Source organism: Methylomonas subterranea, assembly GCF_024505185.1.
GTDB classification, from domain to species: Bacteria; Pseudomonadota; Gammaproteobacteria; order Methylococcales; family Methylomonadaceae; genus Methylomonas; species Methylomonas subterranea.
Genome location: NZ_JANIBJ010000037.1, coordinates 1 through 23243 on the forward strand (window position 1 = coordinate 1; position 23243 = coordinate 23243).

General features: G+C 58.2%; 11 protein-coding genes. 2 read left to right on the plus strand and 9 right to left on the minus strand.

Going from position 1 to position 23243, the window contains the following annotated elements:
• The coding region (locus NP590_RS16735) for a hypothetical protein (protein ID WP_256603784.1) at window positions 1-198 on the minus strand (198 nt) is incomplete at its 3' end.
• Window positions 199-1070: 872 nt separating this feature from the next.
• Here NP590_RS16735 and NP590_RS16740 point away from each other — a divergent pair.
• Together NP590_RS16740 and smbP are read left to right on the plus strand one after the other, a co-directional pair.
• Window positions 1071-2495 carry an arylsulfotransferase family protein gene (locus NP590_RS16740; RefSeq protein ID WP_256603785.1) on the plus strand — a complete coding sequence of 475 codons (1425 nt, stop codon included), beginning with the start codon at window positions 1071-1073 and terminating at the stop codon, window positions 2493-2495.
• 602 nt (window positions 2496-3097) lie between these two features.
• The gene (gene smbP, locus NP590_RS16745; RefSeq protein WP_256603787.1) at window positions 3098-3430 is read left to right on the plus strand and encodes a small metal-binding protein SmbP; all 333 of its coding nucleotides are present in this window, start codon (window positions 3098-3100) and stop codon (window positions 3428-3430) included.
• A gap of 277 nt (window positions 3431-3707) precedes the next feature.
• Here the strand turns inward: smbP and NP590_RS16750 are convergent, their stop codons facing one another.
• From NP590_RS16750 to NP590_RS16785, 8 genes are all read right to left on the minus strand, one after another.
• Window positions 3708-4775 (minus strand): sigma-54 interaction domain-containing protein, encoded by a 1068-nt coding sequence (locus tag NP590_RS16750; RefSeq protein WP_256603790.1) that lies wholly within the window; start codon window positions 4773-4775, stop codon window positions 3708-3710.
• 369 nt (window positions 4776-5144) lie between these two features.
• Entirely contained in the window at window positions 5145-6713 is a 1569-nt protein-coding gene (locus NP590_RS16755) for a ShlB/FhaC/HecB family hemolysin secretion/activation protein (RefSeq protein ID WP_256603792.1), read from the minus strand.
• Complete coding sequence (locus NP590_RS16760) at window positions 6710-7399, minus strand: DUF3450 domain-containing protein (protein WP_256603794.1); 690 nt, start codon at window positions 7397-7399, stop codon at window positions 6710-6712. The genes NP590_RS16755 and NP590_RS16760 overlap by 4 nt, the downstream gene beginning before the upstream one ends.
• 20 nt (window positions 7400-7419) lie before the next feature.
• Window positions 7420-9234 carry a putative porin gene (locus NP590_RS16765; RefSeq protein ID WP_256603795.1) on the minus strand — a complete coding sequence of 605 codons (1815 nt, stop codon included), beginning with the start codon at window positions 9232-9234 and terminating at the stop codon, window positions 7420-7422.
• Window positions 9235-9279: 45 nt separating this feature from the next.
• Window positions 9280-9948, minus strand: a complete 669-nt coding sequence (locus NP590_RS16770) for an energy transducer TonB (protein ID WP_256603796.1) — start codon at window positions 9946-9948, stop codon at window positions 9280-9282.
• Between the two features lie 170 nt (window positions 9949-10118).
• Entirely contained in the window at window positions 10119-10523 is a 405-nt protein-coding gene (locus NP590_RS16775; RefSeq protein WP_256603797.1) for an ExbD/TolR family protein, read from the minus strand.
• A 3-nt stretch (window positions 10524-10526) separates the two neighbouring features.
• The gene (locus tag NP590_RS16780; RefSeq protein WP_256603798.1) at window positions 10527-12311 is read right to left on the minus strand and encodes a DUF2341 domain-containing protein; all 1785 of its coding nucleotides are present in this window, start codon (window positions 12309-12311) and stop codon (window positions 10527-10529) included.
• 394 nt (window positions 12312-12705) lie between these two features.
• Window positions 12706-23070, minus strand: a complete 10365-nt coding sequence (locus NP590_RS16785) for a filamentous hemagglutinin family protein (RefSeq protein ID WP_256603799.1) — start codon at window positions 23068-23070, stop codon at window positions 12706-12708.
• Window positions 23071-23243 lie beyond the last annotated feature (173 nt).

A 23243-nucleotide genomic window follows, 5' to 3' on the forward strand; every position in this document is an offset into this window, starting at 1 on the left:
GGCCGCCACGGCCGCGCCTTTATTCAGAAGCTCTTGCTCCCGCTGCTTGGACGCTTCCAATTCACGGGTCAACTGTTCCACCTTGGCCTGCAAATCCAGTACCGACTGATCCACCACCGGCGCATTTGCGGACGACTTCCTGGCCGCGGGCGTCTGCGCGCCGGCTTCCGTCGCTCCCAGCAAAGAAGCTCCCGCCATTCCCAGCACCACGCAGGCCGATAACTTCCGACGCCGGCTGATTGCATTTGGGACGCTATCCAGCCGCCCTACCCCCGTTAAATCATTTATCACTATCACACCTATTCCGATTTCAATGGTTGCAAACTCAAACTCACGTCTGCAAAAACACAGAGCAAGCCCGTCTGCAAGCACAAGTGCAACGACCATGCCAGTAGCGGAATAAATAACAACCATTACCATCGGGTTATTCATAGCTTATTGATTTCATGACCTTTAGCGAAAACGCACTCTGATCCTGCCTTGCAAAACTGGATGTTCAAATCCGCGAATAAACTGTTGAGCCACAGCCAACCCTTGTTGACGTGCTGACCGTATTTCAGCAATCCAGACCGTGAATTATTCCGCTATAGCCCTGTCGCAGGACTCAAATGACTACTCGTTTCGCTTACTTGTGAAAGTAAAATTTGGGCGAGGTGGTCGCTTGTTGAGCAGGCGTCGGCGGCAAGGACGTATTCACGGCGCTTTGTCCGGCAAGCAACCGGCGCCTGAGGGCGCTGCTTTCATGGGCTGAGGCTTCATGATCGTTAGTTTGGAGCGCGCTTCCCTCCTTATATTTTTCCGCTCGACTGCATGCCAAACCCGGCCGAATGGGTAACTGCGGCATAGCAGTTCCATCAACCGAACCCCACTGGCTTGATGCCTCGCGCTTAGACTCAAACAAACAGATATCCGAGGCCAGACCAACACTCATAAATACCCCGAACCACCCGAATGACGCAGCACCGGGCAGCATGAAAGTTAATAACCGCGCGGAAAAATCCGGGGTATTTAATTGTGGCTCGGTTATTGCTTAAATAAACATTATCCCTTCCGTTCATCCGGGAAAAACAATGACCAGTTCCAACCCCTCAATCTCTACACCCGAAAATAATTCAACCGGCACCTCGTCATTCCGCTTGCAACAAGCCATTTTGATCGTGCTTTGCTCCGCGCTCAGCCTGTCGGCCATATCCGGCCCCAGCGTTTTCCCAACCGGCACCACCCGTTACGACCCCAGCCAAGCATATAACTCCTTCGTGCTGTTTACGGGTGGCGATAACATCGCCCACTTGATTGACCTCAACGGCAATTCGGTACATGAATGGCCCGACGCCGCCGGCCATAGCACGCTGATAGACCCTGCCTTGAATGGCGGCAAGCTGGGCCATATCTTCGTCACGCTGGAAACCACGGAAGGCAAGGGCACCGGTCTGGTGCCCGGTCAGATCAACCGGCGTATCGCCAAAACCGTGGCCGAACTGGATTGGGACGCCAAACCGGTATGGACTTTCGGCGAGAAGGCGCCTGGCGGCGCGGCGCAACAGCATCACGATTGGGCGCGGTTGCCGAATGGCAACAGCGTGATTTTGGCAAATCTGGTACATCCGGTTAAAGGCTTTAAACAGCCCGAGGTACTGGACGATGTGATTTACGAAGTCAACCCCACCGGAGAAGTGGTGTGGAAATGGCTTGCTTCCGAGCATTTGAACGAGTTCGGCTTCAGCAAGGCTGAATTGAAGCTGGTGAAAAATGCATCCATCGCCGATTATCTGCATGTCAACAACCTTAAGGTTGTGGGCCCGAACCGCTGGTTTGCGGCCGGCGATCAACGCTTCGCCCCGGAAAATTTGTTGATCGATTCGCGCAATGCCAATTTCATCGCCATCATCGACCGCAAAACCGGCAAAATCGTCTGGCGCCTTGGACCTCGCTATGCCGACGCCACCCTGGAAGGCCAACTGCCGCGCCACACCCCAAGACCGGTCGATCAAATCAGCGCCCAACACGACGCCCATATCATCCCCGAAGGGCTACCCGGGGCCGGCAATCTGCTGGTTTTCGACAACCAGGGCGTGGCGGGCTACCCGCCGGCCGCCGTACCCCGAACGGGCGGCTCCAGGGTGTTGGAGATCGCCCCCATCAAAAACGAAATCGTTTGGCAATACACGGGCGAGAGTTCAGGCGGTCCGGCCTGGTCGTTCCGCAGCACGCATATCAGCGCGGCCCGCCGCCTGCCCAACGGCAACACCTTCATAGACGAAGGCCAAAGCGGCCGCTTGTTCCAGGTGACGCCGGCGGGCGACATCGTCTGGGAATATATCAACCCTTACCCGCGCACCGGCAAGGATGCGCCAACCGGCAAAACTACCGTCAATTACCAGCTTTATCGCGGCCAACCCGTGCCTTACGACTGGGTGCCGGCCGGAACGCCACATGCCGAAAAAGCGGTAATAGCGCCAGAGCTCGGCAGTTTTCACCTGCCGTCCGCGCCCTGATCGGCATCACAAACCACGGTATGGGCTTCGGAGTGCTTGGTTGAGGAGTTTTAGCGCGGGATGGTACTGTCTCCTATTCGCTCATCCCGCTTAACCTGGACGAGCTGGCTTGATCAACCGACAAGGATGTCCGGCGTCCTTTGACCAAGCACTCCGAAGCCCATATCTTCATACGACACCAAAGATGGGGACGCGCTTCTACAAATCGTCGATATCGACCCGGCCACTTCCAAGCCGGCAATGTAGCGATAAAACCTGAAAGCCGATGTTATCCCCACAAGCGACTGGTCTTCGTGCCGGCACCCACGCACACAGCTCTTTAGCCGCTGGCTGTGCTCGACTGATTTACCTCAGGCAATACGCGGCTGTTCTGCAAACAGCCATGCAGCAACCGCTGTTCATTACACAGCAGCCCCGCCCGGCTTAAACATACAATTCTCTTGTATTTCATAGCTTTAACTATCGGCACGCAAATTGACTGTCTAATTTCGGCAAGATATGCCAAACCTTTATTGCCAAAAGCGCGGTCTCGCAAGGACTGCTGCAATCCTTGAGCAATAATCGGCACTCAAGTTAATCCATCCATTTATCAGGTAAATTTTATGAAAAAACATATGGCGATTTTTGCTGCACTGTTATTGTCCGCCAGCGGTGCGTTTGCCGAGGAACACGCTGTTGAAGCCTTGAAACACTCCGAGCATGCGGTTACCCATGGTAGCGCGGGGCATGCGCCGCAATTGGTGACTCACGCGGAAAACGCCCTTGGTCATGCCAAACAGGCTGAAAGTGTCGCCAGCGGCGAAGTCAAAACACACATCAGTGCCGGAATCAAATCATTGGAAGAGTCGATCGCGCATGGCAAACAAAACCATGCCGATGTGGCCGGCAAACACGCCGCAGATGCGGTGTCCCACTTCAAGGCCGCCAACGGTTAAGCAGAAACCTTGCCGCCGAGACAGTAGTCATGGTTATGCTGTTCCGCGCGGTCTACAGTGGATATTTCCCTGCCATGGATGGCAACCCTGGATCGGCCGTTGACCTTAGGTGATTTCCCGCGAAAAATCCTGCGCGGCTGCGCAAACCTCAACCAGAATCAGCACTCTCGACTTGCCGGCCATCGGGCATACGCTTAGGCCGGGGGAATTCGTGACGATTCAGCGTCGATACGTTTTATCTGCTCGGGCGAACATTATTTCTGTTGGAGGCGTCAATTCATGAAGCTATCTTCTCGGGCATCCTTCTGTGATGATTAGCCAACATGCCGTACAAGCCCAGTTTATGCCTGAGCACGTTGCGGCTGATATCCAGCATCTTGGCGGTCTGCACCTGATTTTCCTCGCAATATTCAAACGCGGTACGAATAATGGTCTCCTCTATGATATCGAAAAGCTTGGGCGGCGATTGCTCGAACAGGCGTTGCATGGCGCTTTCCAGCGACAGGGTCGATATGGCCGGGGCATGGTCTGACACCCTGACGCCGGTCAGTTTAAAATCCTCCGGCCGCAAGCGATTGCCCGGACAAACCAAAAGCGCCCGATGCACGGCATTTTCCAGTTCCCGTATGTTACCCGGCCAGTCGTAGTGCACCAACGCCAACTCGGCGGCGGGCGATAGCTTTACCTCGCCATAGCCCAGCCTTTCGGCATAGATTTTCAGAAAATGCCTGGTCAACGGCAGTATATCGCCCGGCCGCTCGCGCAATGGACTGAGATGAATGGTGGCGACGTTGAAGCGGTAATATAAATCCGCCCGAAAATGTTGGGCCGCAACCGCTTCCTCCAGGTTGACGTTGGTTGCCGCGATGATACGCACATCCACCGGCACCGGCTGTCTGGAGCCGACCTTGACCACTTCGCGCTCCTGCAGGACCCGCAGCAGTTTGGCTTGCAGGCCCAGAGGCAAATCGCCGATTTCATCCAGAAACAAACTGCCTTGATTGGCGGTTTCGAACCAGCCGGCCTTGGTAGCCACCGCTCCGGTAAATGCGCCTTTTTCGTGGCCGAACAACTCGCTTTCGATCAGGCTCTCGCTGAGGGCGGCGCAGTTCAGGGCGCCAAACGTATGCTGCCCGCGCGAACTCAGTGCATGAATATGTCTGGCGACCAACTCCTTGCCGGTACCGGTCTCGCCTATGATCAACACTGTAGCGTCACTGGGAGCGATGCGCTGGATTTGTTCCTCCAGCCGCCGCGATACCGGATCGTCGAAAACCAGGGCCGACGCGCGCACCGACTGCGCCAACGAACGGGCTTGTTGCTCGTCAAATGCCAATAAAGTCATACAGTCTCCTAGAACTGGCAACTAATGTGAAACGGGTCAATGCACCGATATCAAAACCGCAAAACCCCGTAGCCTTGGCGGGGAACCGGGAAAAATCGCGGCCCGTAACCCGCACTGCAATAAGAGATTGTTCAGCGCATCACAAACCTAACATTTAATGCAGCTATCATGCCAATAACCCCTCATCTCCTGCCCTTTTGGCCATTGCTTTTTTCCTTGGAATTACAATCGATTTCGCCATATTTCGCGCCGTCCGCGCCATCTCCCGACCAAGACCGGCAATTTCGTTCAACGGGGTGTTGATATATAAACAACAACTGTTTGACGGCTGTTGCTGTGTCAACCATCGACTGCTGTCCCGCCATCGGTTTAAAACTCGTACGCCATGCGGAAATCGATGCGCTGCTGGCCCGGCTCCACGCTACCCTGTTTATGAAACGGATAACCCCAGTCCAGTTCGCCGTTAAAATGCTTAAATACCTGCATGCGCAAACCCAATCCCGCCGCCGCCAATTCGGTATAGGCTTCCGTGGGCGGCAACGGGTCGTTTGTCCACAAGCCCGCCCAATCCACAAAACCCAACAGTCGCAGGTTCTGTACCGAGTCCCAATCGGCCGGCACCAGTTTGGGCGTATGCAATTCCAGCGACAGATTGACACCGTGATCGCCCAGTTGCTGAGTTTGATGATAGCCGCGCACGCTGAGCGGACCGCCGGCGGCGAATTGTTCGTTACTGATCAGGCGCGCCGAACTGGCCTGGCCAGACGCCCTGCCCTGCAGGCGAAAATCCAGCGGCAACACCTGTTGATGTTTAAAATCCGCGGTCAAATACAAAAAGTTGGGCGTGGCGTCGTTACGCTTGCTCTCAAACTCCCGCGCATCGTTACCCAGCCCGCGAACAGAGAAATGCGCCCCCAAATTCAGCGAACTGACCCTGCCCTCGCCGCGCCAAGCGCCGTCATATCCCAACAGGAAAGAGGCGTAGCTGATGGGTTGATTGTCCAACCCGTCGATATTGATGGTCTGATCGAAACTTTTGTAATCGAAGCCAACAGTCGCGCTGTGCATAAAGTCGCCGGCGTTGGACAGCGGCTTGACCAGCCGGGCGCCGTAAATGGATCCCGCCCCTAATACCGAAGCACCGCCTATGCTGATACCCAAATCGGTGTTGGAGCTGATGCCGATACCGTACATGGCCAGACGGGTATCGGCCCAGCCGGTCGGCAACACATAGGTGCCGGCCCAAACCGAAACTTCATCCGGCGCTTCCGGCGCGGTTTGATAGGACAAGGAGGCGCTGTGAAATTTCTGCCAGAGATTGTCGTAACGCAGGGAACCCACCACCCGGGTCAGAGTGGTGTTTTCCGAGTTGCGGGTATTCACTTCGACACTGCCGTGCAAGGGTAATTCGTCCTTCACCCGCAACTCCACCTCCATCTTGCCCGGCGTGGAGCCGGCCCGAAAAATAGGCGTAATGTTGCGATCGGCCGATTGTTCCGCCAACGTACCGACTTGCGCCTGCACATCCGGCATGTGCGGCACCCGGCCCTCGGCCAGCGCAGGCACCCCATCGCGAATCTTGCCCAGCGCGTAATAGCGCGAGCCCGTGATATGCAGGGTTTCCACGGTGCCCTCCGTCACTTCCAGCCGCACCGCGCCATCCTTAACGTCCTGCTCCGGTATCGCCACCACCACGGTCGGATAGCCCGCCTTGCGATAGGCCTCTTCCAGGGCTTGCCTGGCTTTTTCCACATCATCGACCGTCTTGTCCGGCCCCATGAAGGGGTACACGCTACGCTCCAGGGTTTCTTCTTCCAACACGGTATTGCCGGAGATTTGAAAATCCAGCACATCGAAAGTCGGCACGGCGTCGGCCCCTAGTCCCCGGGCGCTTTGGACCAGCATGACCAGTCCCCCCATCAGTCGCGACCATCTCATGGTTGCGCCTCGTCTTGCGGTAACGGCGATTCAGCCGGTACCGCCTCCGGTTCCGCCTCGTTGATCTCGAAAGGCGTCACTTGCAACTGTTTGAGTTTATAGACGTAATCCTCGACCGCTACTTCGGTATCGACTTGTCCGATGCCGGTAAACGGCTCCAACTCCGCCAGTTGCGCCAGAAAGCCCTTGTCGCGGTAACTCCGCACAATCTCCAGATTGAGCTGCCGCAATTTTTGCACCTGCTCGCCACAGGTCTGCATCCATTGCTCCCGCTCCTGTACGGCCTTGACCAACAACAGATTGTCCGCGTGAATCGCCTTGGCCTTGCCGACCACGGTATTATGTTTTTCCAACAAGGCCCGCCGGCTTTGCCGCTCCTGATCCAACTGGCTTTCAAGACCGCCGCGAACCGATTCCAGAGCGTTCTTATAATGCTCGAGTTGAGACTGCAAGGCCGGCAAACGGGCGGCACTCGCGTCCAGCGTCTGTACGCGCGCTTCCAGGTCTGCCTTTTCCGCCTGCCACTGCTGCTTTTCGGCTTGCAAGGCGGCTTTTTCCTGCGTCAACTGCCGTATCATGCCCTGCGCCTTGACGATGGCCGCGTTTCCGTCATTGGTTTTCGGCACCGCCTGCGCGACTTGCTGAGAAAGCAACATCAGTAACAGGACGACGCGAACGCTATTCACACCATGCATATCGCCTACCCCTAAAACTGCGCATTCAAATCGACATTGATGGTGTCGATGCTGTAACGCGGCCCATCGATACTGTCGGTGCTAAACCAGCGCATATTCAACCAGGCGTGCCTGTTCAGGCCATATTGAGCACCCAGCGCCCAGCCGCGGGCATCGGTACCGCCCTGATGAAATTGCGAATCGGTAAAGGCATCCAGCACCGCATCGCGTTGAACGTAACGGTATGCCAAATTGACACTCCATTGGCCCCAGCGGCGAATTTCGGCATCACCCACATCCAGCCTGACTTGATAGGCATTGGTACGGTCCCGCAAATCGGTGCTGGCGAAGGCGCCGTCAAACTCCCGCAAAATCCGCTGGCGATCGAAAGCCATGTTTTTGGCGTAATCCGCCGTCAACATCACATGCACAGGGTCGAAACCCGCGTAATCAAAACTGGCGGTGGCGTTAAAGACTTTGAACTCCGAGGCCAAACCGAACAAACAACCGACCGCGTCGTCGCAGCGTTGATCCTGACCAAGCCAGGTATTGGCGTCGGTAATCGCCACCATGGAGTTGCCTTTTTGCACGAACTGCGGCGCGGTCCAGTCGTTGGCGTAACTGCCGAATTTGTTTCTGCGGGCATTGACGTTTTTATACTCATAATAGGAGGCGGCAATATTGAAACGCGACTGACCGAACGCCAACCAATCGGCGCCCAATTGTCCGGCATACAGCCACTTGTCGTTGACGGAAATATCCACCTCCTGAATCGGAAACACCCCCAAGGTCATAAACACGCTGTCCGGGCTCTGCTGGCCCTGGTTGATGCCGAAACGGGCGGTGGGATTGGGGGTTTTGTAGCCGGCAAACTTGCCGCTGCCGCGGTTGAACGGCAGCCTGAAACTACCGGCCACGCCTTGAAAGCTCAAATCCGGGTCGAACACCACATCGGTGGAAACGAATGGGTTCAGGAAACGGCCGGCATAAGCGGTAAACCAACTGCTTCCTTGTCCATCCAGATAGTCGTACTTCAGATAGGCCCGGTCTATGACGAAATCGAAGGATTGTCCGGTATTGCCAAGGGACTGATCATTGGAAACCGGGCTGGCGATATTGCTGGTCGCCAGACGCACGCCGGCTTGCAGACCGTCGGCCAGTTCGCCGTGAAAACCCAGCCGGAATCGTTCGCGGATCCGCAATCGATCGGTCTGGTTGTTCAATATGGCTTGGTTGGGATTCATGCCTACCTGTCTCAACAAACCGGCTTGCGGAGTGTTAGCGGCGCGATTGATATTCATCCAGTTGTAAGGACCGATAAAATCACCATCGCCGCTTAATCCGCTGTTGAGAATGCCGCCTTCGTTTTCCTTGCCGTAAAACTCATCGGCAAAACGTATACGTATGTCGAAATCCGGATGAATTGCCGCCACCCATTCCGGCAACGCGGCGGGTATGCCCCAACCCTCGGATTTGGCATCCTTTTTGACGCCGGCTATGACTTCATCCTTCAACTCGGCACGCACCTGATCGCGAATTTCCTTTTTGACAAACTCCGGCACATAGCCGACATGCTTGACCTTGGCGGCCGGTTTTTTGCCGCTGGCGGCTTGCAACGCTTCACCCAAGGCTTCGTCCTGGGCGATTTCGCCGGCTTCCTGCTGGGCGGCGCCGACCAGGCCTTGACCTTCTTTTTGATCGATGACTCCGCGCTGCACCAGCAGATCGACCAGATTGACGAAGGTGGATTTTTTCACCTTGAGAATTTCTTCGCCGGCCTCGGCCCGGGCCGAGGGAGACAGGCCGACGGCCAGCAGAAGGCAGAGAGTTTTGCTTGCGCTATTCATAATGATAAAAGTTACAGTCGTTACAATTCTTGTTTGCCATGCCCATCAACCCCGCGAGACCAATCTGATCCGGACCGGTTGCGGCATATTCTCCGGCGGTGCCTTACCGATGCCGGCCCGCAGGCGGGACAAGGCATCGCGCAAGGCCTGATCGACATCGGCCTTGCCGCTGCCGCTAACCAGCTCGCTACGGCTAATTCGGCCATCCGCGCCCACCCATACGCTCAACACCACGTTGTAGTCTTCCTTCATGGCCGCGGTTCCGGCCAGAAGACTCTGCAATGCATCTTCCACTTGCCGTTTGATCTGACCGCCGTACCAGACAATGGCATTACCGCCGCCACCGCCCAGCAAGGAAGCGCCACCCTTGCGGGCCGCCAGTCCGAAACCGTCGGCGCCGGCACTGCCGTCGGCATCCAACCCCAGTTCCTCGCCCGCCGGCTCCGCGGCTTCCTCGGGGGCCGGCTCCGGTTCGGGCTCCGGTTCCGGCTCCTCGATCTTTTCCTCCTCCACTTCCGGCTCAGGCGGCTTCACTTCGGGCGGCGGCGGGGGCGGAGGCGGTTGAATCATGGTGATCTGTTGCACCACTTTTTTGGTTTGCGGCGGGCGCTCGAATAGGTCCTGCAACAAGTAAACCGCGATCACGACTAACAGTGTCAGGGCTACTCCCAGCAACACCGGCAGCCGGCGCAGCCATGCGTATTTTTTGTTCATAAATCGTTGTCTATGCGATTTTTCGCTAATTTGTGCCGCATGGGCACTCAGCCGTACCCACCTTATCCAGCTGCTACCAAACGACGTCTCATTATGGGTGGGCCGGAATAAGCCTCAGCGTTTCCGGCATGCTCCCATTCCTGCCTGCGTTCGGCGAAACCGGATGCTCTCTACTTGACCAGCTTCTGCGTCACCAAGCCGAGTTGCGAGATTTCCAGACGGGTGACGATGTCCAGCACCTCGATCACCTTCTGGTACTGCACGCTGGCATCGGCCTTTACCACCACCGGCAAATCCGGCACGGCGGCCTTGAACTGCGCCAGACGGGTTTCCAGTTCCTGCAGCGACACCGGATAAGTATCCAGATAAATGGTACCGTCCGGAGTGATGGAGACTGCCTTGGTTTTGGGTTTGGACAAAGACGGCGTACTGCTGGCCTTGGGCAGGTTGACGGTGATGCCCTGCACCGTGGCGGTGGTCATGATGATGAAGACGATCAGCAGCACGTAGGCCACATCCAGCATGGGCGTGACGTTAATGTCGTCGTAAATCTTGTCGTCAATTTCGATGGACATGACTTATTGTTCTCCGGCTTGCGCGGCGCGCATGGACAAAACCGCCAGGAACTCATCGGCGAACACTTTCATGCTGACGGTGATCTCCTTGATGCGGGTCATTAAATAGTTGTAGCCGAACAGGGACGGTATCGCCACGGCCAGACCGGCCACCGTGGTCAACAAGGCGGCGGCAATGCCGGGGGCGATGGCATTGATGTTGACATCGCCGGAGGCGGCGATGGTGGCAAAAGTGTTCATGACCCCGACCACGGTACCCAGCAGTCCCAAAAACGGACCGCCAGCCACGGCGATGGTCAATAAAACCATGTTGCTGTTCAGCCGCTGCACTTCGCTGACTACCTGGGCATCCAGCTTGACTTTCAGGTAATTCCAGGCCTGCGTGCTGACCGATTGGTCGGGACTTCCCTGCAACTGCTCGAGTTCGTGTATGGCCAGATGATAGAGATGGTAAAGAGTCGAACTCTGGAAGTGGTCGTGCTTGCCCACCAGCGCCGTGAGGAAATCCGAGTCCGCCAGTTCCCGCTCTTCTTCGCTTTCTTCGTGATCCAACGCCCCCAGGCGCTTATGATCCAGCTGACGGTATTTTTCCAGAAACAGCCGGTTGTCGTTTCCGACCCGCTTGATGACCAGCGCCTTGGTGACCATTACCAGCAGCGCGATCACCAGCATGATCATGGTCAGGGCGATGACTACCCAACCGTCCACCGTGGTGCTCTGCACGATCACCAGCAGATGGCTGTCGCCACTGTCGTTGGATTCATCCTCTCCATAGGCCATCACCGCAAAGTCAGGGCTTTGCGTCCGAAAGCTCAGTTTGATCCAGTCGGCGCTACGGGCCGTGGCGGCGATTTGCACTTCATCCAGCACGGCATTCAGGCTGTCGCCGATACGAATGTCGGGATTGAGGGCGCTCAGGCTTATATTGGCTTCCGCGACGATGCTACCGTCCAAGTACAGCGCCAATTTGTCGGTACTCAGCACCACAGCCACATGCCGCCAATTGCCCAACCCCAGTTCGACCGGCGCGGTTTCCGCCACACCGGCATCACCCGACCAGCGAGCAGACAACGCCGACCCTTCGATCAGTAATTCCAGACCTTTACCGGCTTGTTGCGCCGACAGCAGGCTAGCTCCAGTTTGGGCGGCTTCCAGTTTCAGCCAGCTGGAAAATGTCCAGCCCTTGCCGGGGTCGACGGCCAGTTGCGGGGCAGCCGACACCGTGATCGGTCCCGCGCCGGTCAGTTGCGCCGCCGCGCCGATGTAGCCGGCCGGCAGGATTTGCGCCTTGGAATCGGCTGCATGGCTGGCATAAGCGGTGGCATCTTGCGGCAGGGTTTCACCATCCTTGAAGTGGTAGACCAGCGCTTGCGCCACATCGTACAGCGACTGGCTGTTGGAGCCGTCGGGCGCGTTGGCGTTGCCGTAATACATCCAGAAATCGTCGCTGGCGATACCACCCCGCACCTGCGGTAGCTTTATCCAAACCAGGCCCATTTCACTAAAAGGGTCGACCTGCTCCACTTGATAACTCAGCGGGGTTTTATCGTCTTTCAAGAAACGCAGGTCGCGACCGTTGTCCGCCAGTTCGGCAAAATAGCCGAAATTGCCGGCGTGCAGCCTGACCAGAATGGGAAAATCACTCAGGGTTTCTTGAATGTCGGCGCCGGTTACGCCGGCATCCACCGTAACTTGCCGACGCGAATTCCAGTCGTCGTTCCACCAGGCTTGCGCCAATAGCGGAAATAGCAACCCGGCCAGCAAGGCCAAGCAAGGATTTATTTTCATATCTATTATTTAAAGGATTAAAACGAAACGAGGTTGAATCCGGGCGCAACTGGCAAACACTGTTCTCGCAAATCGCGCGCCGGTTCTGAAAGCGCACTCCAGCGCGACGGCTTACAAGGTAAAAGCAATATATATACCCAAAAATAAACACTGTATTTCAGCAACTTAGCCCGCCACCCTGCTGAATGACTGTTCATATATCAGCAACATGTGTTGATTTGGTGTTGATATATCAACACCGTGCTGATTTTCGGTCATCCTCCGAGCAGCCGGCGCGCCCGAAATAGTCAATAACGGGCGGCGGCATGGATTCGACGGATAAGCAAGCGATATGCCTCCCCCGGTTCGACACAGTCCTTCGCCCGAAACCGGGCGAAGGCTCCAGCCACGCAGGTCAACCGCAGCCCGCCTTGCCTTCTTTAATGTCCGACACGCTGCAATCGCCGAAACCGACCACGTCGGCGGTCAGCACGGTGACGGCGGATTTTTGCTGGCCCTCCTGATTCGGCGGCTGCGCACTGTTTCCGGCTTGATCGGTCATGCCGGCCGCACGGCTGGCGCTAGTGGCGGCGCCATCGGCACCGCTGGGCACCACCGGCGCGGCCACCGCGGTCGGCACGCCGGTGGCGACACCGCTGGCCTGGATATTTGAAGCGCCTATCACCGCCGTGGCGGCAATGGTGATATTGCCGCCGCTGATACCGGCTTCGCCGGCATCCACCACCCCTTCCAACGCCGCCAGCGTCACGTCGCCGCCGCCTATGGCTTGAATGCCGCTGCCGGATATGATGGGCGGAAATACCGTAACGATATTGCCGTTGGCATCCACCGAGGTAATCGGTTTGGGAGCGGAAAGCGCCGATTTGGCGCCCTTGCCGGCGTCGATATCGCCCTTGGACGACCAAGCCATAATGTTGCCGCCGCCCAGGGTGAACACTCGCGATTGATTCACGTTGACGTTATGCCGGGTGAAGATATTCAGGTCGCCGCCTTGCTGCACCACGATACCCAACTCGTCGGCGGCTTTTTTACCGGTCAAGCCCACATCCAGCTTGCCGCCGGGAGCCAACAGATTGATGTCGCCGCCGGCCAGGGTTTTGATGGCGCTGAATACCAAGCTGATGTCGCCCCGATAGGTTTCCCCGGGGAACAAGGCGGCAATTGCGTCCTTGCCGCGCTGGTAGGCCGCGCCGCGCTGCCCTTCCGGCGTTACCGCCGCGGCCTTGGCGGAGGCTTCCAGTTCGGCGAAGAACACCTGCAACACCAAACCCAGCCGCCGCTTTAGCTCGATTTCGTCCAAATCGCCCATATCTTGCAGTAAGGCCGGATATTTGGCCCGATAGCGTTGAACGAAGCCGGCGATATCAATACCGGCACCGGTTCCCGCCAGCACCGAGACACTGGCACCCTCGGACGGCAAGGCCGGATTCAGGATATTGCCCACGCTTTGTATGCCGCCGGAGCTACCCAACACGACGTCCCCGCCCGCAATCACCTGCAATTGCCCCGGCCCGGAGATCCGGAAAAACTGCGGGTTGTTTTTGGTAAACACCACATTGCCGTTGGCATCGATATTGGTATCGAAATTGATGTTGCCGCCGGCCATGATCAAGGTGGCATCCGTGGGCGACAGGTTCTGTCCATTGATCGACAGGTTGTTGATGTGCTTGCCGGCGATGAACGAAGACGCTTGCGGCAAGTGGAAAGTCGCTTCCAGACTGGCGGCAAAATCGATGCTGCCGTTCTTGGCGACAATCAATGGTCCCGTGTTATCATCCCGATGCACTGGCGTCGCGGCGTGAATGGTCAACGGCAAGGGCGAATTGGCATCCAGCAGTTCCCGCGCCAATAAAATCCCGGAAATGAAACTACCGTCCACCGCCCGTGCCGGATTAGCCATACCCGGCAGCAAGGCCGGATCGGCGTCCGACATGTTAACGCTGATTTTTCTGACCAGGCCGGACGTCAGATCCGAACCGATATTGCCATTGGCCAACAACTGCAATTCGCCGTCGGCATGCGGAAACAAGGTCATGGCCCCGTTGATGCGCAGATCGCCGGACAACGCGGCGGCCCTCACCGTAGCCGGATACACTAGATACTCGAAAGCGCTGCCGTCGTTGTTGGCGACGCCTTTCAGCAACTTGATCGCCTGCAGATCGTTCTCGAACAGCAGGTTGCCGGCCGTGGACAGCAAATTGACCGCACTGTCGCCGGTAAAACCGAAGAAACGGCTGTCGACATTGCTGCCCAAATCGCCGAGCACTTTTTGCTTGAGGATGGTCGGGTTGAGTGCCGTGGCCAGATGAATGTCCCGCCGCGCCTGCAGATCGAAAACCGAGTCGCCGACATCCAGCAGCACGCCGATTTTTTGCCCGGAAGCGGGGATAGTGCCTTGAACGATGCCGCCGCCGGCTATCAGCGCCGCGCTGCCCTGGCCGGTATAAAATTCGCCGCCGACGATATCGTTGCCCGCCACCACGCGCAGATCGCCGCCGCCGTTGATGAAGGTGCCGTTTTGCAGCCATTGCCCGGCGTCATCGATGATGCCCAGCGGTTTACCGGTGGTGGGTATCATCACCGATAGATTGGTCACATTGCCGCCGGCCTGAACCGTGACATTGCCGCCGCCCAAGGCACCGACATTCTGGTTGAAAAAGCGGTTGGCGCCGGAAAATACCACATTGCCGTTTTCATTGACATCGATAGCGTCGAAATTACGGTCGCCGCTGACGTTGATACCCCAAGCGGTGGCTTTATTGCTGCCGCTACCGGCTTGCCATTGTCCGGCCCGTACCAGCCAGTCACTGATTTGCTGCCCGGTCTGAATACCGCTGATATTGCCGCCGGCATTCAGCGTGACGTCGCCACCCAGGGACGGAAATTCGGCCAACAAATTGGCGCCGAGGGCGATTTCCAGTTCATCCAGCAAGCCGTAGCGCAACAAGCTGTCGAGTTGTGCCGCGCCCAATCTCGCCAAGTAGGCCGCTACGGTTTCGCCGCTGTTTTGCGCCGGAATGCCCGGAATTTCGCCGTTCAACAACTGGCTACGGGTGTATTGCGCCGTGGTACCCATGGTGTAAACCGCCGCCGCGGCTTTGGCATCGCCGGCTTTGGCCACGAAGGTGATATTGCCGCTGGCCGCTATATCGATCGTTCCGGTACCGGTTCTGACCTTGACCTGCTCGCCGGCACGGCTATGCGCCAGATTGACGTTGTTGCCGGCCACCAGGCGATAACTCCAGGACAGGCCGGGCTGCAACAAATCTTGCGACAGAAAATCGCTGGCAAAGCTTTCATCTATCAACCCCTGGCCGGGCAGCGGTGTATCGGCAAAGGCGTCATTGATGGAGGCGTTGATATTCAAATCACCGCCCGCCCGCAGGGTCAGGAAACCCGGCAGGCTTTTGTTGCCTTGACTATCCAGATAGCGCCACTCGGAATCCCAGGCCGCATCGGCTTCCGACCAGACGCCCCGCATGAAATTCCAGTCGTCGGCCAAGGTCAAATTGCCACTGCCGCGCACTTCTATGCCGGGCAGAATCTCGAACAGACTTGCCGAACTGCCGGCCAAGGTCGGCCGATTGTTCATGAACGCGGCGGTGTCGCTGTTCCAGGTATTGATCAGGCCGCTGGTAATGTTGGAGACACCTGCATAAACCCGGGTCGCTTCCAGCGCGCTGCGCAATGGATCGGCACCTTGCAAGGTACTGTTAATGGCGCTGACATTGACGCTGTTGCCGTCGCGACCGCTACGCAAATGCAGCGCGCCGCCGTTGCCGTTCTGGCCGCCGGAGACATCGATCAAACCGCCCGCCGCCGACAGATCCAATAACCCGCTAGCGCTGTCGTCTCGGTGCACGGTATCCAGCAGGACTTTGCCGCCGTCCGCGCCGATCGCCGTACTCTTGGCCAGAATCTGCCCGCTTGCGCCCAGCGTGATACCGTCGTGGCCGTACACCTGCACCGCACCGGCCTTGGCGGCGGACGCATTCAAAATACCGTCGACCAGCACCTTGCCTTGCTCGGCCTCTATGGAAATCTGTCGCGCGTTCAGGCTGTCGCCGGCGGCCAGGGTAAAATCGCCCTGCCGTTGTCGGAGGCTGATGTCCTGATTAAAGCCAGCCTGATTCAATTGCCCGCTCAACGCGGAGACATCGCCCAGCGTATCGGCGTCCAGCGTAAAACTGGCCTGACGCAAACCGCTATCGGTTTGCGCGGCGCCCTTGCCGTCAATCGAGCCCCGCCAGTCGAATTGGCCTTGCGCGGCAGCGACCGTCAACTGCCCGGCATCGCTGGCTTGTTGCTCGGCGGCGATCGACTTGGCGCCGCCCAAGCGAATCTCGGCTTGCTCGGCCAGACCGACATCGCCGTTATCGGCTTTAAGATTCACCGTGCCGCCGGCGGAATATTTCACCGCATCGGCAAAGGCCAGCGCCCGCCCGGAGACGTCGATGAGGCTGCCGGTTTGCAAGTCGATATCGCCCTGTTTGGCCCGCAGATTCAAAATACCGGACGGCAACAGAAAGCGGCCCACGCCGCCGATGGCATCGCCGGTAAGCGACCAACTGACGCCCAGACCGACCCTCGCGCTGTCCGGTACGGCATTCAACGCTGTCAAGTTCACCTGATGCCCCGTGGCATCGATTGCTGTCGTCGCGCCACTGCCGCCGCTGAAGTAAGCGGCATTCAGATTCAGGTCGGCCGCCACTTTCAAGCTTGCCGGTGCCGCAAAACTGCTGTTGCCGCTGGCGGCATCTATGATTTGCCCAATGCCGTTGATGCCTTGGGCGGCGGTGACATTGACCGTCTGGAATCCGGTTATGCCGTAACTGCCGCTACCCAAATGAATTTCATCGGCCAGCAGATTCAAGATGCCGCTGCCGGTGCCGCTGCGCGTGCTGCTGGCCGAGCGATTGGTCAAGGTAATCGAATCGGCCCGGATGCCGGCGGCTTGGCCCGCATTGTCAAAGCCGTTGATGTTGGCGGCGGAAATCAATAACTGTTTGGCATTGAAATCGACGCCGCCGTAAATATCGAAATCGCTGCCGCTGTTAAGCTGTAGCTCGTCCAGCGTGAAATTGGTATTGCTCAATACCAAGCCCGGGGTATTGGCGGGCGCGGCGCCGATGCTGATGCGGCTGGAATTCAGCGCCAGCGAACCGCCGTTCATGTCGATATTGCCGTCGAACACGGTATTTTTGCTGGCGTCCAGCAAAGTCGAGCCGGCCGCCTTGATGCTGGCGCCGGCTTCGACGACGAGTTCGCCTTTGCTGCCGGTCACGGTTTGATCCCTGCTCACCGTCACCTGCCCGGCGGACGAAACCCGCAATAAGGCGCCATCGCTGCCGCCGGCTTGATTTTTCACCAGCAGTGTACCGCCGGCCACGCCGGTTTTACCGTTGCTTTCGATCGATGCGCCGGCGTGCAGCCGCAATTGGTTGCTGGCCGCCAACAGTATTTCGTCACCGATCAAGCTCACATTTTCCGCCACGCTGACATCGCTGGCCGACACCGTGATGCGCTGCCCTTGCGCCTCCTTGCTGCGTTTGCCGCCCAGCAGCAGGCTGGGGGCGTCGAAATTATTCAAATCCCCGGCCAAAAGTCCAACGGTGCCGGCTGCAAGGCCTGCCAAGTCGGCGCTGCTGGCCACCACCGCCAGCTTACTGCCGGTAATGTCGACCTGGCCGCCCAAACCGCGCGTCGCCGGTGTTGCCAACAAATCGGCGGATAATTTCAGGGTGTTTTGCGCGGACAGCACCAGGCTGCCGGCATCGCGCGGCAATTGCGGCGCAGCCTGGCCGGCTTTCTCGGCTTTATCGGCAAAGAAGGCGTTGGCGAAATAATCGATAAACTGCGAACGGGTGCGGGCGATGCGGCCCGGCTCCACGACAAAAGCCTGGGTGCGGCTGTCGCTGATGGAGGTGCCGGCCACGCCATAACGGCCGACCACCACGGCGGCTCCCGCCGTATTTGCGCTGTTCTGAACAATATCTTGGGTACCGACTTGCGGGGTTACCAAATACGCACCGGGCAACAAGGCATAATGCGCCGGCAACAAGGTATACCAACCGGCCGCCAGTCCGCCGCCGCCATTCAGATAAACGCGGTCGCCGTTTTGCAGGCCGGTACCGGCCGACTCCAAGGGATCGAACGGCGTCAATACCGAGTTCAAACCCGGTATCAAGGCAAAACTGCCGTTGCCCGCCGCCAATACGTCATTGCTGCCGCCGGGGCCGGGAATGAATTCATAGGCATACAGATCGCCGCCGCCGGACAGATCGATTTTTGCTCCGGTTTGCAAATCCACATCCTTACCGCTCAACTGCAGATTTTTGGCCGGCGGCGTATCGATGACGATGTTGTTGTTTTGGCTGGCATCCAGGGGATACAGCCAATCGGTGCCGCCGGAGCCGCGCCCGAACGGCACGACCGAACCGTTGGCGGAAACCGAAGTAAGACTGCCGGCGGCCAGTTGCAGGGCATCGCTTGCGTTTAGCGTGATGCTGCCGAACGGCGCTTTCAGGGTGCCGCGCTGATAAATATTGGCGGCATTTACCGTCAACTTGCCGCCGGCGGAAAACACCGGTGCCGCGGCGCCGGGACTGTTGAGAAAGGTGACCGCATGATTGCCGGCATCGATCGTGTAATCGGTCAGGGTGCCCGGATAAAGCTGATTGGCTTTAAGTGTCAGGTCGCCCGCCACCTTCAACTGGCCGCGAAAATCCTTTTGCGCCGCATCCAACAAACCGCGCAAGCGCAAATCGCCGCTGCTGTTCAGCGCAACGCTGCCGAAGCCGTTAAATGCCAACCCGCCGACCAATTCCAGGCCTTGGGCGTTGGCGCTAAACTGGCCGCCGCCGCTGGCATTGGGCGCCAGCTGATTGCCGACCCGGCTTTGCGAGGATCCCAGGGCGACATAGGCCGCATCCAGCCTTACTTTGCCGCCATCGGATTGCAGGCTGGGCGTGTCCAGAATGATCTGGCGGCCGGCCTTTAACGACACGTCGCCCTTGAACAAAATACCGCTGTTGTAAAGTCCGCCGACCCGCACGCTGTCGGTGGTTAATACCAGGGAGTCAAATCCGGCCTGGCCTATACGGTTGCTGTTCAGGATGGCCCTGCCGCCGAAGACCGCCGGATCGATAATCCCGCCGTCGGCCAGCCCGGCCGGAATGCTGTCCGTATTGCCAGCGGAGATTTCGATCCGGTAAGCCAGATTGGGGTTTCGGCCCGGATCGTCCGGAAACAGGCTGCCCGAGATGGGCAATTCCGGCTTGGCCCGTAAACCTCGATCCAGGGTGACCGCCAGAGTGCCGCCGGCCGCGCCCGCCCCGCCCGCCGAGGCTTTGAGGCCGCCATCCAGCAGCATGCCCTCGCCGGCGCTCAAGTGAATCGAGCCGCCGTCGGACGCTACCTGCCGTAGCGGCCGCACCAGTTTGCCGTTAAGCAGCGCGGGAATGTTCAGCGCGGCGGAGGTGCCGGAGACGTCGATTTTGCCTCCGGCGCGGCTGACGATATAACCGCGATTGGCGTTGAGTTCCACCGTGCCGCCGTCCCATACTTCGCCGCTGACCAGGCCCAGGCTGTCGGGCGCTTGCACGAAAGCCCCCCGCGCCAGCAAGCGGCTGCCGCTACCCAGCCAGATGCCCTGGCCGTCGAAAAAACCGGACACCACGGGCGGTATGGTTACATTCAGGGCGATATGGCCGGCCGGCGTATTGATGGTGCCGTCGACGAATATCGAGGTGGAGGAATTCAGCGTCACCGAGCCGCCAACGTCGGTTTGAATCAAGGCTCCCCGACCGATACTCAAGCTTTCCTCGGGCCGATGCGCGTTCATTTCCGCGTATGACAGGGACAAATTAACCGGTTTGCGCAAATAGGCCGGCAGGCTTACGACGCTGCTGAAATTCCGCAGATTGCCGCCGGTCGCCGCGTTGGCGGCAGCGGACGTCAATTGCCGGTTGCTTTGGCGCAGATTCAGCTGCACATTGTCGGCCACCTTCAGGCCGTAATGATTGGCGATCAGGTCGTAATCGGCAAAGCCGCCCTGGGAAAAAAAGCCGGGGTTCAGCAACAGCGGCTGGGCGTTGCCGACGCGCGCCGGCAGATCGGCGGCGCTGCCGATGACGATTTCATTGCTTTCCAGGGTCAATTTGCCGCCTTGCTGCAAACCCCAGGCGGTAACGGAACCTTTCAGGATCAAACTGGCCGGCTGCACCCCGGCCAGATGCGTTTGTGCCCGCAAGCTGATGTCGCCGCCCTCGCCCGCCTCCACCCGGGTATTGGCTTTCCGCCAGGCTCCGCCGTTGGCCAGAATCCGGCTGCCGGCTTCCAGGGTCAGGTCGCGTTGTTCGCTGACCAGATTCACCTGGCCGCCGGCGAAGGCAATCGGGCTCAAGCTACGGCCTTGCAAAAGATCCAGGGCATCGTTGACCCATAGGCCGCTGACGTCGATCAGGGCTTTCGAGCCCAGGGTAATGGCCGTGGGCAGTCTGATATTGTCCAGCACCACCGGATGCAGATTTACAGTACCGGACGGCGTGACGATGCTACCTTGCACATTGAAGTTACGCGCGGTCAAATCCAGTTTGCCGCCGGCCGGCAAGTCGACCCGCGTACCTTCGGTCAACATCAGGTCGCCGTTGGTGCGCACGCTCAGATTGCGTACTCCGGAATTGCGCAACATGCCCGGATTCAGATTCAAGGCCAGCGCTTCGGGGTTGCCGCTGTTTTTGCGCGGAATGGGATCCAGCGGCCCCAGTGCCAGCATCACCGCCCGAGCATCGAAAGTGACATCCTGCCTGCCGAAATTGTTGCCGTTGATCAGATCGATCAATACACTGCTAGCGGCCGCCCATTGGCTGGGCAGGCGCTGCAGTTGACCGTTGACGGTCTTGCCGTTCAAGTTGCCTTCCAGAATGGCCTCGTAAGCGTTGATTTGCAGACTGCCGCCGGCCTTGCCTTCCACATAGGCTTCGCTATAGCTTCGTTGCTCGAACAGTTTGTCGTAAGTTCGATCGGGGTCGGCTGCCTCGATGCCGAAAATCTGCCCGTTACTGACGACTTTGCTGGTGGTGATATAACCCGCCCGATAAGCCACCGAACCGCCGGAAAAATCCAGTGTACTGCCGGCCTGGGTAATCACGTCGCCGCTGGATTTCAGTTTGATGCTGCCGCCGTCGGTGCTGCGGGCATCGATATTGCGGGCGATACGGTCCACGGCGCCCTTAATGTCCGCCACCGGGATGCTGGCGCTGACCAGCTTACCGTTTTCGTCATAAACCAGGTTTGCGTCGCGGATATCGACCTTGACTTTCTCGGTAAACAACACCCCGTCACGCTGCAAGGGCGCGTCGCGCAATTCGTTTTTACGCAGTTCCACTTCCAGCACATTGCTGTCGGCTGCTTGTACGACATTTTTCACCCCGGAGACGTCGATCTTGGCGCCGTCCTCGATGAATATCCGCGCGGAGCCCTTAAGGTCAGGCGCGGCCGGATTGTCCAAGGCCTGGATGTCGACATCGCCGGATTTGGCTTCCACCAGCGAACCCTTGCGCAAAAACACCTTATGGCCGCTGATTTCTATTTTGGAATCGGGTTGTTCCTGGGCATCGATGGCGGTCAGGGTTTTGTCGGCATCCAGATCGACGCTGGTGCGGCTGCCGGCGGTCAGATTGACCGTGGCGCTGGTGCCCAGATCGTCACCCAAGGCCTGCGACCGCTTGGTCGACTTTCCTAGCAATTTGCCGCTGACCGAACTGGGAGTTTGTATACCTTCGCGCGCCAACAGGCGCACCGAACCGTTCAGTTGCACCGAGGTGGTGGCCGAGGCTATACCTTTTTGATTGACGGCGAAACCGATCAGGCTGGCATTGCCGCGCTCGGCAATGATCTTGCCGACATTGTTGACGTCACCGCCGGTGCCGACTTCCACCAACAGGCCGCGCACATCCGGATCGTCGCTGGCTTCCTGCAGATAGACCTTGTCCGTTGCCGCGGCCAGAATGGTCTGGCCGTCCGGCGTTTCAATGCTGCCGGCGTTTGTGATGCTGGGCGCCGCCAGAATCACCCGTCCGCCTTCGCCGTGGGTTTTGATGCTGGCGCCCTGTTCGACGAAAATCTGGATTTTGACCTTGTTGCCCTGCTGATCCAGCACAAACTGGCCTTGACTGTTTTTCATGAAGATTTCGCCATTGCCCTTCAGCGCGGCGGCGCTGGTGGCGAAATCGTTGTTGTTTTTGTTGAGATCGAACACCTTGGTGATACCGGCATCGAAATCCGCCTGGCTGATATTCAGCGTGCTGGCCACCAGCGCATTGACGTTGACCTGCGAATCCTTGCCGAACACAAAACCGTTTTGGTTGATCAGGTAAACCTGGCCATTGGCGGTCAGCGCACCGAAAATCTTGCTGGCATCCTGCTGATGAATATTGTTCAACGCCACCGAGGTAGCCGACGGCTGCACGAATTCCACCCGATAGCCTTTATCGATGTTGAAACTTTGCCAATCCAGGGTGGCCTTGTTGGTGATCTGATTGATGGTCATCGATTTGCCGTTGATGGCGGCGGTAGCCTGACCGGCCGTGGTCAACGCATCGATATTGGTGGGCACCGGCAACGGCGAATCCGCGCGCGCCGACCCCAGGCCGGCCACACCGGCGAATCCGCCGGCCAGCAATATACGTATTGCCAGAGCCAGCGGCCTGGGGTTTACCGAAAGTGCCTGAGTGGAAGGATACTGACGATTGACCATGATTTTTTATACCTGAAAATTACCGGCGAACCGGGTTAAAACCAAATTCATAACTGACCGGATACACCAAGTTACCGGTATTCGATTGCCGAGCTGGACTTGCCGGCCGGAAACGCCCATGGCTTGGGATTCGTCCCGTAATGACTTCCGCATTCCGTTCCCTCTCCGCGCGG